The 16,733-nt window shown below is 44.7% G+C and carries 13 protein-coding genes and 1 riboswitch; of the genes, 11 read left to right on the top strand and 2 right to left on the bottom strand.

Features of this window, described 5'->3' with window-relative positions; all coding sequences use genetic code 11:
* Positions 1-290: 290 nt before the first annotated feature.
* The 9 genes from aceE to recJ all read left to right on the top strand — a co-directional run bounded on the left by aceE (position 291) and on the right by recJ (position 12,907).
* On the top strand, positions 291-2,993 hold the full coding sequence (gene aceE / locus AC4MCD_RS13735) for a pyruvate dehydrogenase (acetyl-transferring), homodimeric type (protein WP_125279167.1): 2,703 nt from the start codon (positions 291-293) through the stop codon (positions 2,991-2,993).
* A gap of 2 nt (positions 2,994-2,995) precedes the next feature.
* Positions 2,996-5,026: a 2-oxo acid dehydrogenase subunit E2 gene (locus AC4MCD_RS13730; RefSeq protein WP_419374871.1), complete on the top strand. Its 2,031-nt coding sequence runs from the start codon at positions 2,996-2,998 to the stop codon at positions 5,024-5,026.
* Positions 5,027-5,113: 87 nt separating this feature from the next.
* Positions 5,114-5,255: riboswitch (yybP-ykoY riboswitch) on the top strand.
* Between the two features lie 72 nt (positions 5,256-5,327).
* Positions 5,328-5,903 (top strand): TMEM165/GDT1 family protein, encoded by a 576-nt coding sequence (locus AC4MCD_RS13725; RefSeq protein ID WP_159123792.1) that lies wholly within the window; start codon positions 5,328-5,330, stop codon positions 5,901-5,903.
* 186 nt (positions 5,904-6,089) lie between these two features.
* Positions 6,090-6,887, top strand: coding sequence for an oxygen-binding di-iron domain-containing protein (locus AC4MCD_RS13720; protein WP_419374870.1), 798 nt, complete (start codon positions 6,090-6,092; stop codon positions 6,885-6,887).
* A 98-nt stretch (positions 6,888-6,985) separates the two neighbouring features.
* Positions 6,986-7,351, top strand: a complete 366-nt coding sequence (locus AC4MCD_RS13715) for a YkgJ family cysteine cluster protein (RefSeq protein WP_180034015.1) — start codon at positions 6,986-6,988, stop codon at positions 7,349-7,351.
* A 260-nt stretch (positions 7,352-7,611) separates the two neighbouring features.
* Positions 7,612-9,078 (top strand): IMP dehydrogenase, encoded by a 1,467-nt coding sequence (gene guaB, locus AC4MCD_RS13710; protein ID WP_034170242.1) that lies wholly within the window; start codon positions 7,612-7,614, stop codon positions 9,076-9,078.
* A gap of 122 nt (positions 9,079-9,200) precedes the next feature.
* Positions 9,201-10,532, top strand: a complete 1,332-nt coding sequence (glmM, locus tag AC4MCD_RS13705) for a phosphoglucosamine mutase (protein ID WP_419374869.1) — start codon at positions 9,201-9,203, stop codon at positions 10,530-10,532.
* Between the two features lie 15 nt (positions 10,533-10,547).
* Positions 10,548-11,204: a pyridoxamine 5'-phosphate oxidase gene (pdxH, locus tag AC4MCD_RS13700; protein WP_180011091.1), complete on the top strand. Its 657-nt coding sequence runs from the start codon at positions 10,548-10,550 to the stop codon at positions 11,202-11,204.
* Positions 11,205-11,206: 2 nt separating this feature from the next.
* A complete protein-coding gene (gene recJ, locus AC4MCD_RS13695; RefSeq protein ID WP_419374905.1) occupies positions 11,207-12,907 on the top strand; it encodes a single-stranded-DNA-specific exonuclease RecJ in 1,701 nt (566 codons plus the stop codon).
* Positions 12,908-12,959: 52 nt separating this feature from the next.
* Here recJ and AC4MCD_RS13690 read toward each other — a convergent pair whose 3' ends face one another.
* Both AC4MCD_RS13690 and AC4MCD_RS13685 read right to left on the bottom strand, forming a co-directional pair.
* The gene (locus AC4MCD_RS13690) at positions 12,960-13,715 is read right to left on the bottom strand and encodes a putative porin (protein ID WP_419374868.1); all 756 of its coding nucleotides are present in this window, start codon (positions 13,713-13,715) and stop codon (positions 12,960-12,962) included.
* Between the two features lie 171 nt (positions 13,716-13,886).
* Positions 13,887-14,672, bottom strand: coding sequence for a putative porin (locus tag AC4MCD_RS13685; RefSeq protein WP_034703585.1), 786 nt, complete (start codon positions 14,670-14,672; stop codon positions 13,887-13,889).
* Between the two features lie 504 nt (positions 14,673-15,176).
* Between AC4MCD_RS13685 and prfB the strand changes: the two genes are divergently transcribed.
* Positions 15,177-16,272, top strand: a protein-coding gene (gene prfB / locus AC4MCD_RS13680) for a peptide chain release factor 2 (protein ID WP_180139362.1) whose coding sequence is annotated in 2 segments (ribosomal slippage) — positions 15,177-15,248 and positions 15,250-16,272 — 1,095 coding nt in all. Because the reading frame shifts where the segments join, the coding sequence is not laid out codon by codon here.
* Between the two features lie 146 nt (positions 16,273-16,418).
* Positions 16,419-16,718, top strand: coding sequence for an ArsR/SmtB family transcription factor (locus tag AC4MCD_RS13675; RefSeq protein ID WP_121979733.1), 300 nt, complete (start codon positions 16,419-16,421; stop codon positions 16,716-16,718).
* Positions 16,719-16,733 lie beyond the last annotated feature (15 nt).

The raw sequence follows: 16,733 nt of genomic DNA, 5'->3' as shown, positions 1-16,733 counted from the left end.
AAAATCAATCAAAACGCTTTTAAGGCAATTAGGCTGAACATTTCTTCCAGGGAGTAGAGAAGGAGTTCGGTCTAATTGCTTTTAGATATTATATTATCACCCGGAATTATAACTGTCGTATAAAAAATCGCCATTATTGACTTCTTTTTGTTACTTTGTGTAATAAAGTGTCAATGGATATTTAGATAATAAATAGTACTCCAGAACCGCATTCAGTCAGAGCCATACCTGCATAAGCCGTAAATATGATACATATAAGTGATCAATTTGGCTTTCAGGAACTGTAGATTATGGCGTTTTATGGAGATACCGACGCTCAAGAAACCCAAGAATGGCAAGACGCTTTTGACTCCGTTTTGCAGCACATGGGAACCGAGCGCGCCGCCTTTTTACTTGAAAAACTTTATCAACGCGCAATTGCCAAACATGTTCCTATTCAGCGTTTAAATACTCCCTACTTAAACACTATTTCTGTAGAAGAACAACCTGCGATGCCGGGCGACCAGGACATGGAGCGCCGTATTCGCGCACTGATTCGCTGGAATGCTTTGGCAATGGTGCTTCGCGCAAATAAAACTGGTGATGACTTAGGTGGTCACTTGGCCAGCTTTGCTTCATCTGCCACTTTATACGATGTGGGTTTTAACCATTTCTTCCGTGCCAATAACGACAGCTTCGGTGGCGACCTGATTTACTATCAAGGTCACTGTGCACCGGGGATTTATGCCCGCTCATTTTTAGAAGGTCGCTTAACTGAAGAGCATCTGAATAATTTCCGTCGTGAAGTCGGCGGCAAAGGCTTACCCTCTTATCCTCATCCTTACTTGATGCCAGATTACTGGCAGTTCCCGACGGTATCGATGGGTCTGGGTCCAATCATGTCGATCTATCAGGCGCATATTCAAAAGTATCTGATGAACCGTGGCTTGATTAAGGAAGAAGACCGTAAAGTCTGGGCATATCTGGGCGATGGCGAAATGGATGAGCCGGAAAGCTTGGGCGCGATTTCACTGGCGGGTCGTGAGAAGCTGGATAACCTGATCTGGGTGGTGAACTGTAACTTGCAGCGTCTGGATGGTCCGGTACGTGGTAATGGCAAGATCATTCAGGAACTTGAGTCATTGTTCCGTGGTGCCGGCTGGCGTGTCATTAAAGTCGTCTGGGGTCGTCATTGGGATCCACTACTGGATAAAGACAAATCTGGTGCACTCAAAGCGATTATGGAAGAAGCAGTGGATGGTGATTACCAGCGCTATCAGGTGAAAGGTGGTGCCTACGCACGTGCACATTTCTTTGGTAAATATCCAGAAGCAGAAGCTTTGGTTAAAGACCTGAGCGATGAAGATATTGATAATCTGAACCGTGGTGGTCATGACCCGTACAAAGTCTTTGCTGCCTATGCAGAAGCGACCAAGGCCAAAGGTCAGCCAACGGTGATTCTGGCGAAAACCGTAAAAGGTTATGGTCTGTCTGATGAAATTGAAGCGGTGAACAAGACCCACCAAATCAAGAAAATGCAGCTGGAATCGTTGAAATACGTACGTAACCGTTTCAACTTGCCATTTACTGATGAACAACTGGAAGAAATTCCATTCTACCGTCCAAGTGAAAACTCGCCTGAAATTAAATATATGAAGGCACGCCGTGAGGCACTGGGTGGTTATCTGCCGGCACGTCGCAAAGAAAGCGAATCTTTACCGATTCCTGAGCTTTCTGTTTTTGATGCTGTGCTTAAAGGTTCAAACGGTAAAGAACAGTCCACCACCATGGTCATGGTCCGTCTCATCTCTGCCTTGTTAAAAGAGAAAGCAATCAAGGACCGTGTAGTACCGATTGTTCCGGATGAAGCACGTACCTTTGGTCTGGAAGGGATGTTCCGTCAATTGGGGATCTATGCAGCGCATGGTCAACAATATACCCCTGAAGATCAGGAACAGTTGATGCATTACCGTGAAGCCAAAGACGGACATATGCTGCAGGAAGGGATTAATGAAGCCGGTGCGATGAGCGCATGGGCAGCCTTGGCGACCAGTTATTCAACCAATAACCTGCCAATGATTCCGATGTACATGTACTACTCGATGTTCGGCTTCCAGCGTATTGGCGATATTGCCTGGGCCGCAGGTGATGCACAGGCGCAAGGCTTCTTGCTGGGCGCAACCGCTGGCCGTACTACCTTAAATGGTGAGGGCCTGCAGCATCAGGATGGTCATTCACACATTCTGGCCAATACCATTCCGAACTGTGTCTCTTATGACCCGTGCTTTGGCTATGAGCTTGCCGTGATTGTGCATGATGGTCTGCAACGTATGTATGTGAATCAGGAACGTGTGTTCTATTACCTGACCCTGATGAACGAAAATTATGAACATCCACCAATGCCGCAAGGTGCAGAAGAAGGCATTAAGCGTGGTATGTATCTGTTGGAAGAAGACGAGAAAGCTACGGTTCAGTTAATGGGTTCAGGTGTGATTCTGCGTGAAGTCATCAAGGCCGCGAAAATCCTGCGTGAGGAATATCAGATTCATGCCAATGTCTGGAGCGTGACCAGCTTTAATGAACTGGCTCGTGATGGTATGGCATGTGAGGAATATAACCGCCTGCATCCACTGGCCGAAGAAGCCAAAGAGCCATGGGTATCTCAGCAGTTACGTGACAAGGACGGTATCGTAGTATCGGCCACCGATCACATGCGTGCCTATAGCGAACAGATCCGTGCCTATCTTCCAGATAGCCGTCCGTTCGTAGCCTTGGGTACTGATGGTTATGGTCGTTCAGATACGCGTGGCAACCTGCGTAGCTACTTTGGTGTCGATGCCGCACATATTGTCGTGGCAACCTTGAAGAAGCTGGCAGATGAAGGCGAAGTCGATGCACGTTTAGTGAAAGACGCGATCTCTAGCTTTGAGTTAGATACTGATCGTCCGGTGGCTTGGGCACCTCAGGCGACTCCTGAATTGCATCCAGTTGCTGACTACAAAGAGGAGAACTAATCATGCAAATTACGACTCCAGATATTGGTGTAGATAAGGCAACTGTGGCAGAAATCCTGGTCAAGGTGGGTGATACCATTGCTGTAGATGAAAGTATTGTGCTGCTGGAATCAGATAAAGCCTCTGTTGAAGTACCAAGCACTTCAGCAGGTGTAGTTAAAAGCATCCTGATCAATCAGGGTGATGAAGTATCTGAAGGTACTGTCCTGATTGAACTGCAGGCTGAAGATGATGCCAGTACGGTAGAAAGTCAGGAAGCTGATGCTGCTGACAAAACTTCGGAAAATACTCCAACTGAATTACCTGATGAAGAAATCCTGCAGGAAGTGGCGACACATCAGTCTAAAGCCTCTAGCCAAAGTGAACAGTCCTCTCAATCGGCTTCTGCATCTACTGTAGAAGTGAAATTACCGGATATTGGTGTAGAAAAAGCCCTGGTGGGTGAAATTCTGGTTCAGGTTGGCGATGAAGTTGAAGTTGATCAAAGCTTAGTCGTGGTTGAATCGGATAAAGCGACAGTTGAAGTACCAAGTACGGTTGCAGGTACTGTGGAAGCGATTCATATTCAGGAGGGCGATTCAGTCAAAGAAGGAGTGCTGATTCTAACAGTGAAAACTGCAGATTCGACACAAGCTGCTGAGCAAGCAGCGCCTCAAGCGGAAGAAAAGCCAAAAGCTCAAGCAACACCTGAGGCCAAAACTGAAACAGCACCACAACAGGCGGCAGCCCCTGTAGGTGATATTGAAGTAAAAGTACCTGACTTGGGTGTCGACAAGGCTGCTGTAGCAGAAATTCTGGTACAGGTCGGTGATACGGTGGAGAAAGACCAGAGTATCATCGTGGTCGAGTCAGATAAAGCGACAGTAGAAGTGCCAAGCACGACTGCCGGCGTGATTAAGGCGATTCATGTTGAGCTGGGCCAGAATGTTTCTGAAGGCGTGGCACTGATTACGATTGAAGCTGAGGGACAGACATCACATGCTGCTGCTCCAGCGGAAAAATCAGAAGCACCTACAGCTAAAGCTACGCCTGCAGCAGTGGCAGCTCCAAAAGCTGACACTGCTGCTGCGACGCCTGAAACGCATAGTGCAGACAAGCTTAGTAAAGAGCAGAACGCTGCCAATGCCAAAGTTTATGCTGGTCCTGCTGTGCGTAAACTGGCTCGTGAACTGGGTGTGGTATTGGCAGAAGTGAAAGCTTCTGGTCCGCATGAGCGTCTAATGAAAGAAGACCTGTTTGCGTATGTGAAAGATCGTCTGACTGCACCGCAAACAACAGCCGCACCTGCGGCAACTGCAGCTCCTGCTGGCTTACCAAAACTGCCTGATTTCAGTGCTTTTGGTGGGGTAGAAGAGAAAGCCTTGACGCGTCTGCAACAGGTTTCGATTCCGCAGTTATCGCTAAATAACTACATCCCACAAGTGACCCAGTTTGATGCAGCCGATATCACTGAGCTGGAAGCTTGGCGTAATGAGCTAAAAGGCAACTTCAAGAAAGAAGGTATTGGCCTGACCATCATGGCTTTCATTATCAAGGCTGTGGCTTATCTGCTCAAAGAAGAGCGCGATTTTGCCGGTCACCTGTCTGATGACGGTAAATCGGTATTGCTACGTAATGAGATCCATATGGGCATTGCGGTTGCGACGCCAGATGGTCTGACTGTTCCTGTATTACGTAACCCGGACCAGAAGTCGATCAAGCAGATTGCCATTGAGCTGGGTGAGTTAAGCCAGAAAGCGCGTGATAAGAAATTGTCACCTAAAGATCTGCAAGGTGCGAACTTCACGATTACCAGCTTGGGTTCAATTGGCGGTACAGCATTTACACCGTTGGTGAACTGGCCGCAAGTGGCGATCCTGGGCATTTCTCCAGCAACCATGCAACCGGTATGGAATGGGGAGGGCTTTGATCCACGTCTGATGCTGCCACTGTCACTGTCTTATGACCATCGCGTGATTAATGGTGCCGATGCTGCACGCTTTACCAATAAGCTAACCAAGCTGTTAAAGGATATTCGTACGCTCTTGATCTGATTCATGAATGTATGAAAATAAAAACCCTGCTCCGGCAGGGTTTTTTATATGACAATTTGTAAATATAAACACGGTTGGCTATAATGGGCGCACTTCATTGGGGAGTAGCCGCCTTTTGCGCAAAGCAGAAGGGTGATGGTCAACATATTTGCTCAACAGGGCATGGTCATCATAGCAAAGAACCAAATGAGCTTCTCGAAGTTTTCTTTTGTTGGCAAGACCTTTGATTTACCATTCTGCAGATTTTGGCTGGCGGGAAGGGTGAATCATCGGTAGAAAATGCCAGCCAGAGAAAGACCGCATGTACGAATTCCTGCTTTCCACGGCCATCGTTGCACTTGCCGAAATGGGTGATAAAACCCAGTTACTGGCTTTGCTTCTTGCAGCACGTTTCCGTAAACCAACACCGATTTTAATTGCAATTTTACTGGCAACCCTGATTAACCATGGTCTTTCAGCAGCCCTGGGGCAATGGGTCACTACCGTTATTGGGCCAGAAATTTTGCTGTGGATTGTGTCAGTCGGTTTTATTGGGATGGCGATCTGGATGCTGATTCCGGATGAACTAGGGGATGAAAACGACAGTATCAATAAATGGCAAAAGTACGGCGTGTTTGGTGCGACTTTTGTGCTGTTCTTCCTGGCTGAAATTGGCGATAAAACCCAGATTGCGACAGTGGCACTGGCAGCACGTTTTGACAGTGTGCTTTGGGTGATGATGGGTACTACCGTCGGAATGATGATTGCCAATGCACCTGCGGTATTTATCGGTGACAAACTGGCGAATAAACTTCCAATCGGTCTGATTCATAAAATTGGCGCCAGTATTTTCTTGATCATCGGTGTGGGCACCTTGGCACAACATTATTTATTTTAAAAATAAAAATCAATTTCGTATAAATCCTGAGCTAAAAACTCGGGATTTTTTATTAATAAATTGTGCTCAATTTGCTGATAAATAAAGTGATATATCCAGTTTTATTGATTGTAAGTTCATTTAATTCCCTATATGTTATATGCCTATAGAAAAACTATCCTAAACGAATAAAATTGGGGATTACTGATGGCCTTCGAGCGCACCACATCGCAAGTCTTGTTTGATAATGGGACACATAAATGTATTAGTTTTACCAGTCTCGTTAAAGGTGAAGGCGTCCAGGCAAACCAATTTCTGATTTTAGACAATGAGCGTGCTGCAGTACTTGATCCGGGTGGTGATTTAACCTATGTACCGTTGACGATGGAACTGAACCGCTATACCCGGTTGAGCAATCTGGATTATGTGATGGCATCGCATCAGGATCCGGACATTATTACCTCCATGCCGCGCTGGCTGGTCTATACTGAAGCCAAAGTCGTCGCTTCCAAGCTATGGGCGCGTTTCTTGCCACATCTGAATTCAGCCTTTATGAGTGACCGTATGAAAGGTAACTGGCTGGATCGTCTGGTTGAATTGCCGGATCATGGTCAGATCATTCCACTCGGTCAATCCAGTATTATTGCTATTCCAGCGCACTTTTTACATTCAGTCGGTAATTTCCAGTTTTATGACCCCATTGCCAAGATCCTGTTTTCTGGTGATATGGGCGCGTCAATGGTCGAGGATGCTTCAAAACCACTGGAAAATTTTGCGGCGCACATTCCGAAAATGAAGGGATTTCACCAGCGCTATATGTGCAATAACAAGGTGATTCGTTTATGGGTACAAATGGTACGTACCATGGAGGTAGACATGATTGTGCCGCAACATGGAACACCGTTCGTGGGTAAAGAACAGATTAACCAGTTCCTGGACTGGATTGAAACACTGGAATGCGGCACTGATTTAATGGATGAAACTGTTTTTACTTGTCCTGAATAGTTCAAGAAAATTTTAAATTTTTTCTTGAGTAGAAAAACAACATTTTTTATATTTTCCGCCTGCAAAAAACTGTTTTTGATGACGAGAATTTATAAGAAATGTTGTCTCAAGTTCCTACACAAGATGCATGTTTAAGTTGTGGCGCATGTTGCGCCTATTTCAGGGTTTCATTTTATTGGGCAGAGGGGATTCCCATGCCTGAGCACTATACTGAACCTGTCACTTCCGTCTATTCATGCATGGTGGGAACCAATCAAAAAAATCCGCGTTGTATTGCGCTCGAAGGTAGCATTGGCGAACAGGTGAGTTGTGGCATGTACGAACTACGTAGCTCATCCTGTAAAGAAGTTCAGATCGCTGATGCCCAGTGCAATAAAGCACGAATGGCACACAATATGATTCCATTCATCCAGATTGAGCCGGATGAAGCCGAAAATGATGATAATTTCGAACGGGTGAGCTAATTCCGAACTCAAGATTTAAAAAGCAGGGTATGGACTCTGCTTTTTATGAGAGAAAAAATTAGTAAGGGATTTTGTAAACCGAATAAATATGATGACTACTCTGGCATATTTAAATTGTTGATTGAATAGTCAAATTTACAGGTTTAGATATTCGGATTAAATCTAAGTCCAGATTTAGACAAAATAAATTTTGCAATTGCAATGAAATTTAGAGCTAAATTTGTTTATAATAGCGCACGGAAATTACCAGTGAGACTGTTATGTTGACCATCGTTCAAGACGCGTTAACCTTCGATGATGTCCTATTACTCCCTGCCTACTCTACTGTTCTCCCAAAAGATGTCTCTCTAAAGACACGCCTGACTCGCGGCATTAACCTGAATATCCCACTTGTTTCAGCAGCTATGGATACTGTGACTGAGTCACGTATGGCAATTGCGATGGCACAAAATGGCGGTATCGGTATTCTGCACAAGAACATGGATATTGCTGCCCAGGCCGCAGAAGTACGCCGTGTGAAAAAATTTGAAGCCGGTATGGTGAAAGATCCGATCACAGTTACTCCAGAAACTACAGTACGTGAACTGATCGCTGTGACTCAAGCGAATAACATCAGCGGTGTACCCGTGGTTAAAGACGGTAAAGTGGTTGGTATCGTGACAGGCCGTGATACACGCTTTGAAACCAATCTGGAACAGCCGGTCAGCAATATCATGACTGGTCAAGACCGTCTGGTGACTGTGCGTGAAGGTGAATCGAAAGAAAACATTCAGGCCTTATTGCAAAAAAACCGTATTGAAAAAGTGATCGTTGTCGGCGAAAACAACGAATTAAAAGGCTTGATCACGGTGACTGATTTCCGTAAAGCGGAACTTTATCCAAATAGCTGTAAAGATGATTTAGGTCGTCTACGTGTAGGTGCAGCAGTCGGTACTGGCGCTGAAACACCAAGCCGTGTAGAAGCACTGGTTGATGCTGGTGTAGACGTGATTGTTGTGGACACTGCACATGGTCACTCTGCGGGTGTGATTGAGCGTGTACGCTGGGTCAAACAGAACTACCCACAAGTTCAAGTGATTGGCGGTAACATCGCTACTGGTGATGCTGCGCTTGCATTGCTTGATGCGGGTGCGGACGCAGTAAAAGTAGGGATCGGTCCTGGCTCAATCTGTACAACTCGTATTGTGGCTGGTATTGGTATGCCACAAATCTCTGCAATTGATTCTGTTGCGCGTGCATTGAAAGAGCAGATTCCATTAATTGCTGATGGTGGTATCCGTTTCTCTGGTGATATGGCCAAAGCGATTGGCGCTGGTGCAAGTACCATCATGGTGGGTTCATTAATGGCCGGTACTGAAGAAGCACCAGGCGAAGTTGAATTCTTCCAGGGTCGTTACTACAAAGCTTACCGTGGTATGGGTTCTTTGGGTGCAATGGCAGGTGCGACTGGTTCTGCTGACCGTTATTTCCAGGACTCTAAAGCTGGTGCTGAAAAACTGGTTCCAGAAGGTATTGAAGGTCGCGTACCGTACAAAGGCCCAATGGGCAATATCGTGCATCAGATGATGGGCGGTCTGCGTTCTTCTATGGGCTATACCGGTTCTGCAACGATTGATGATCTTCGTCAAAATGCGAAATTCGTAAAAATTACATCTGCGGGTATGTCTGAATCACACGTGCATGATGTAACCATTACCAAAGAAGCACCGAACTATCGTATGGGCTAACTTTCGCTGATTGTTTACTCTAAAAAAGCCGTCATCCTCATGACGGCTTTTTTGTTTTGGTGTACAGTGTTGCACAATGAAAAAGGATGATGTAAATCACCCGCTAAGAAGTGAGACAAAGCATGAGTTATTTTGGTACCGATGGTATTCGTGGAAAATTTGGTGAGTTACCAATTACACCTGAATTTGCCCTGAAATTAGGTTTTGCGGCAGGAAAAGTATTAAAACGAAATAGCAAAAAAAACAAACCATTGGTAGTACTGGGTAAAGATACCCGTTTATCGGGTTATATTCTGGAATCTGCGCTACAGGCAGGACTCAATGCGGCAGGTGTTTATGTGCATCTGCTTGGACCGTTGCCAACGCCGGCTATTGCCCATTTAACTCGTGCTCTGCATGCTAATCTCGGGATTGTGATTTCAGCATCGCATAATCCATACTTTGATAACGGCATTAAATTCTTTTCGAGTGAAGGCAAAAAACTGCCTGATGCTTTGCAGGATGAGATCAACCAGGAACTGGAAAAAGAACTGGTGATTGAAGATACAGCGAACTTGGGTAAAAGCTTCCGTGTCAAGGATGCTAATGGCCGTTATATCGAATTCTGTAAATCGACCTTCCCATACCATTTAGACCTGAATGATTTAACCATTGTCGTTGACTGTGCCAATGGTGCAGCCTATAGCGTAGGTCCTGCGGTTTTCCGTGAGCTGGGTGCTAAAGTCATTTCCATCTATGATGAACCGACCGGTCTGAATATCAATGAGAACTGTGGTTCGACTCATCCGGAAAATCTGCAAAAAGCAGTGGTTGAGCATGGTGCTGATTTAGGCATAGCCTTTGATGGTGATGCTGACCGCGTGATTATGGTCGATAAAAACGGTGAGCAAATTACTGGTGATCATATTCTGTATATCCTCGCGACTCAGGCAAAAAATAAGCCAGCTGGGATTGTTGGTACCTTGATGAGCAATATGGCACTAGAACTGGCCCTCGAAAAAGCCGGAGTAGAATTGTTGCGCGCTAAAGTCGGTGATCGTTATGTACTGCAAGGTCTGGAAGAAAAAGGCTGGTCGATTGGTGGCGAGCCATCAGGTCATATCCTGACTTTAGACAAGAGCACTACAGGCGATGCGATTATTGCTGCGCTGCAAGTCTTAACCGTGATGGTCGAGCAGAAGAAAGCACTGCACGAGTTAGTGGCTGACTTTAAATTATTGCCGAATGTGTTGGTGAATGTACGTCTGAATACCATGTTTGACCCGTACTCAGTGCCTGCTTTGACTGCAGAATTTAACAAAGCTGAAGAGCAGCTCAAAGGTCGTGGCCGTTTACTGATCCGTAAATCAGGGACTGAACCGGTGATCCGTGTCATGGTGGAAGGCGAGGATCTTGCTGAAGTGACCACACTGGCAAATTCATTGGCTGATGCGGTACGTGCCAACGCCGCTTAAATGGGGGAAGAGTGAATGAGCGATCTGATTAAGGATCTGAGTGAACTGCGTCTGAACTACCAAAAAGGCGAGCTACATGAAGATCAGGTCAATCCCAATCCGCATATGCAGTTTTTGCAGTGGTTTAACCATGCACTTGCTGCACAGCTGCATGAACCTTATGCCATGTCATTGGCAACCGCAAATGCACAAGGTCGTCCGCATGTGCGCACAGTGTTGCTGCGTGGTGCGACTGAAGCAGGGTATGATTTCTATACCAATTATGATAGTCAAAAAGGTCTGGATCTGGCCGAAAACCCGTATGCTGAACTGCTGTTTTACTGGCAGGAACAGGAACGTCAGATCCGGATTAGCGGTAAGGTAATTAAAATTTCGGAAGAAGAATCAACTGACTATTATCATAAACGTCCGCGCGAAAGTCAGATCGCTGCGCATATCAGTACCCCGCAAAGCGGTGTGGTTGCGAGTCGTGAAGAATTACAGCAACGTTTCTGGGATCTGCATCAGCAGGTCGCTAATCAGGAAGAACTGGATAAGCCGGGATTCTGGGGCGGCTATCGTTTGCAGCCGGATTATTATGAATTCTGGCAGGGCCGTCCCAACCGTTTACATGACCGCCTGAGTTATGAAAAAATCGATGGGGCGTGGAAACTACAACGATTGATGCCATAACAATGCCTAAACTTGAAATCAAGCAAAGACCTTTACTGACACGCCCTGAATCTTTTCAGGGCGTGCCTTCATTCGTAGCCGAAATTTTGGCACGCCGTGGTGTGGAATCTGAACAGGAGCTGGAGCTTAAACTCAAGCATCTACTGGCACCGACCATGAAAGGCTTAACAGAAGCGATCCAGCTGATTGATCAGGCTATAGATACTGGCCAGAAAATCGTAATCGTCGGTGACTATGATGCTGATGGGGCGACCAGTACAACACTAATGGTACTCGCCCTGCGTGATATGGGTGCCCATGTTGAGTATCTGGTTCCTGACCGGTTTAAGTATGGTTATGGCCTGACACCTGCGATTGCGGATCTGGCTTTTGCCAATTTTACGCCGGATCTTTTAATTACAGTGGATAACGGGATTTCCAGTCATGAAGGTGTGAAGCAGGCGCAGGATCATGGCATGCAGGTTATTATTACCGATCACCACTTAACTACCAAGCCTACCCCTGTAGCAGAGGCTGTGGTCAATCCCAATCAGCTGGGCTGTGATTTTCCAAGTAAGGCCTTGGCGGGTGTAGGGGTAGCTTTTTATGTCTTGGCGAATCTATCGACTCATCGTAAAAAGCTCGGTAAATCTTCAACGGTTATTACCAATTATCTGGATCTGGTCGCTTTAGGTACTTATGCAGATGTTGCAAGTCTGGACTATAACAACCGTATTCTGGTGGATGCTGGCTTAAAACGGATTCAGCAGCATCTTTGCCGACCTGGTATCAGTGCTTTGCTGGAAATTGCTGGTCGTGATGCTGCCACGCTCAAAGCGCAGGATCTGGGTTTTGTACTTGGTCCACGTATTAATGCAGCGGGTCGTATGGAAACCATGGATATCGGGATTGAGTGTTTGCTCGCTCCGGATCTGGCAACCGCTTATCCACTCGCAGAACAGTTGAATAAACTGAATGTCGAACGTCGTCAGGTCGAAGGCAAAATCAAGCAGGAAGCTTTGACTGAACTGGAAAAAATCCAGCTCGATGAGAATACTTTGCCTGCCGCACTGATCATGTTTGAACAGCACTGGCATCAGGGTGTGATCGGGATTGTAGCGGGGCGTTTAAAAGAACAGTTCCATCGTCCAAGTATTGTGTTTGCAGCAGATGAAGATGGGATTCATATCAAAGGTTCGGCACGTTCCATCGAAGGGATTCATATCCGTGATGCGATTGAACAGGTGGCGGAGCAATATCCACATTTAGTTAGCCATTTTGGTGGCCATGCAGCGGCAGCAGGTTTAACCCTGAAAAAAGAAAATTTTGCTGAGTTTAAGCAGGTCTTTGAGGCACTGATTGCTGCGATGGATGAGGATTTATTCACTGCCACTTTATGGACCGATGGCGCACTGCCAGATTCTGCTTTTCAAATCGAAACAGTCGATTTATTGCAGAATTTAAGTCCATGGGGACAAAAATTTCCGCAACCGATTTTTGACGGCGTGTTTAAAATCATGGACTATCGCTGGCTCAAAGATGTGCATCTTAAATTACGCGTGGCTTTGGAAAATGGCCAGGTCGTAGATGCGATCGCCTTCAATGCAGCAGATAAATATCAATTTGACCCGATGAAAGACACGCGTTTGGTTTATGAGCTGGATAAAAATGTCTTTAATGGTAATGTCAGCTTGCAGATGCGAATTATATATTTAGAACAATAGACCATAAAAAACCGCTCAAGTGAGCGGTTTTTTTTGCTTTTCATCGGAGGTATTAGAAGCGGTATGCACCACGTACACCGAAGATATCAGCATTGTCACCAAAATTAATTGAGCCTTCTAGGCTAACTTGCTGATTAAAGAATTTCTTGGCACGAATGGTAAATACATCAGTACCTTCGACGTCGGAATCAGAGAATCCAAGACCGACACTGAAAGTTTTGTCGAGGTATAAGTCTGCACCTAGATTATAAGCATCAATATCACCGAAGCTTGCACCACCTTCAAAGTTCATGTCGTATTGGCCGAATTGAGTCACATATTTAGCACGTAAAGTTGGATCAATTTCATCATCTGCATCATCTTCAGAAACACCAGCAAGACCAAGCGCAACTAATAAACCTGGTGCGGGTAAATAACCTAATTCTGCGCTATAAAATGTAGTGTCAAAATCGCCAGCTGGTGTATCAGTAGATGCTTGTCCAATAGAGCCACTTACATAGAAATCTGAATTTGGAACAAAATATTCAACCCCTACACCGAAAGTTGTGACATCGGTTACATCGTAATCGATATAAGAAACTTCTGCGTTAATATTGCTAGCTCGGTTTAAAAAAGCTGCTTCATTAAGAGGCGAGTTCTTTACTTGAACTGGATTGAAGTAATAAGTGCCATCAATTGCAAAACCAGTAGAAGTATCCCCATTATCTGGATCTACAAAAGCAATTGTACCTCCAACTTCGGTTTGGTAAGCGTGTGCAGTTCCTAGGCTAGCAATAAGTGCAGTCGCAAGAGCAAGTTTTTTAAGCATTTAGATTTCTCTCTTTGTTATAAAAATATGACTGTTTCATGAACAGTTGTAACAAATTGTACAGTTTATATCCGCCCCGTCAATGTGCAAAAACTACCTAAATGCTTTTTAAAAGTGCAAAAAGCCCATGCGAGGATGGGCTTTTTAAGATTGACTTACTTTTTGTAGGGATTAGAAGCGGTATTTCGCAGCTAGACCAAATTTGTTGTAGTCTTGGTTACCAATTTCACCAAAACCTACACGACCTTCCAAGCTCACTTGTTCATTAAAGAATTTACGTGCACTTACACCAAATTCATTTGAGTCATATGGGCCATTGTCTTTGCTTTGATAATCAGCACCAACACTTAAAGTTTTGTCGATGAAGTAGTCAGCTTTTAAGTTGTACTCATCCAGGTCGCCAAAGGCAGCGCCAGCTTCAAGGTTAATGTCTTTACCATTGCTTAAAGTGGTCACATATTTAGCACGTAAAGTTGGATCTACACCGTCATCATAGTCATTGTCATAACCTTTTACACCTGCTGCAATTAACAGACCTGGTGCAGGTAAATAACCGACTTCGGCACTATAAACGGTTTCGTCAAAATCAGGTGCATAGTCGTATTTAGAATCATCACGACCTACGCTACCACTCAAATAAAAATCTGAGTTTGGTACGAAGTATTCAGCACCTACACCATAACGGTGACGTTCTGAAGAGTCGTAATCATCATATTGATATTGAGCTTTCACATTACTTGCACGATCAAGGAAAGCTGCTTCGGCTAATGGTGCATTACGTGTTTCAACTGGATTAAAGTAGTATGTGCCATCAACACCAAAAGAGCCGCTTGAGCTACCATTATCCGGGTCTGTTAGGCCTGCAGATGCACCCACTTCTACTTGATAAGCATGAGCTGCTGTACCTGTAAGAGCTACGGCTGAAAGTAATGCTGAAGCGATTGCTAGTTTTTTCATGCGGATACTCCCCTCTGAAAAATATGGCTAAAATTAATACACTTTTTGTTACAACTTTAAGTCTAGACCAATTCTAATAATCGTCAATCAAAGGAAAGTTACTACATTGTGAGTAAGGTAATATTATGTAATTTTCATTTAATAACTAATTGAATTCAAAAACTAAAAATGAAATGTTTTGTTTTATTAAAAGTGTGTAGATATTGTGGAATGTATTGAAAATGCTATTTTTTATCTTATTTTGTAGGGGTTTTAGGGTTTTAAAATGAATAAAAAATTGAGTATAAAAATACAGCGAAATATATTTAAGAATAGAATGAGAAAGTATTAAAAATAATATTTAGCTATTTTATCGGGCTGACAAATTTTGTAATTAAAAAATGTGCTAGTGACATTTTCTTGCTTAGCCTTAAAGATGGATTTATCGCTATAAATTGGCGAAATAGACTGTGATATAATATTGACCTAAGAATTTATACCTAATTTTGATTGAGAGTAATTCACGTGGAAATTAATCCGTATCTAAACCAATTAAAAGACTTAAACGAACGTGGTCAAACACTACGGGGGTATCTTTGACTACGATCTGAAAAAAGAGCGTTTAGAAGAAGTCCTGCGTGAATTAGAAGACCCGGCGATCTGGAATGACCAGAGTCGTGCTCAGGCCATGGCCAAAGAAAAAGGCGAGCTTGAGAATGTACTCAATGTACTGGACGGCTTAACCACCCAGCTTGAAGATGCCCAGGCAATGCTTGACCTTGCGGTTGAAGCAGATGAAGAGGCCATGCTGGAAGATGTACAGACTGAGCTGAATACGGCTGAAGAAGAACTGGCGAAGCTTGAATTCCGCCGTATGTTCAGCAACCCGATGGATCCAAACCCTTGCTATGTGGAGATTCAGGCAGGTTCCGGCGGTACTGAAGCACAGGACTGGGCGTCTATGCTGCTACGTATGTACATGCGCTGGATCGAACGTCATGGTTTTAAAGCTGAACTGATGGAAGAATCTGACGGTGATGTTGCCGGGATTAAATCTGCGACGATTCGTGTGGAAGGTGAGTACGCCTATGGCTGGTTACGTACCGAATCTGGTGTACACCGTTTAGTGCGTAAATCACCATTTGACTCGGGCAACCGTCGTCATACGTCATTTTCTGCCGTGTTTGTCTCACCTGAAGTAGATGACAATATCGAAATTGAAATCAATCCTTCAGATGTCCGTACCGATACTTATCGTGCATCAGGCGCGGGTGGTCAGCACATTAACAAAACTGACTCTGCAGTGCGTTTAACCCACATTCCAACCGGTATTGTGGTGGCATGTCAGAACCAGCGTTCACAACATGCCAACCGTGACCATGCCTGGAAGCAATTGCGTGCCAAGCTATATGAGCTGGAAATGAATAAACGTAATGAAGCTGCACAGGCATTGGAAGATTCCAAGTCTGATATCGGCTGGGGTAGCCAGATCCGTTCTTATGTCCTGGATGATTCACGTATCAAGGATTTGCGTACAGGGGTAGAAAACTCCAATACTGGCGCAGTCTTGGACGGTGATCTGGACAAATTTATCGAAGCAAGCCTGAAACAGGGCCTGTAAGAAATCGTTTAAAAGCTGGCGTAATAAAGCTTTAACAGACTGTGACTCTTATATCTAAATTATTCGATATATAAATCGAAAAAATACGATATAATAGTCGCAGATGCTGAATGAAGTTTCGTTGCGCTACTGATTGTGATGTGCCTATGGACCTTGATCTAATTTTTAAAGCCTTAGCCAATCCGACCCGTCGACAAATTCTGGAATGGTTAAAATCGCCGGAGCAATATCTGTCTGCGGAAGAGTGTGGTGGCTTTCAACGTGGGGTCTGTGCAGGTCAAATTGAACGTTTAGGCCAGGTTTCACAGTCCACCATGTCCAATCACCTGTCGGTATTACAGCAGGCTGGCCTGATCACTGCGACCAAGCATGGACAGTGGTCATATTTCTCCCGCAATGAAACTTTGATTCAGCAATTTATCGAACACCTACAACAACACCTTTAACAGGTGGGAGTAACG

This window comes from Acinetobacter sp. CAU_H_78, from assembly GCF_058599365.1.
This window is presented reverse-complemented; position numbering and strand designations above follow the sequence as displayed.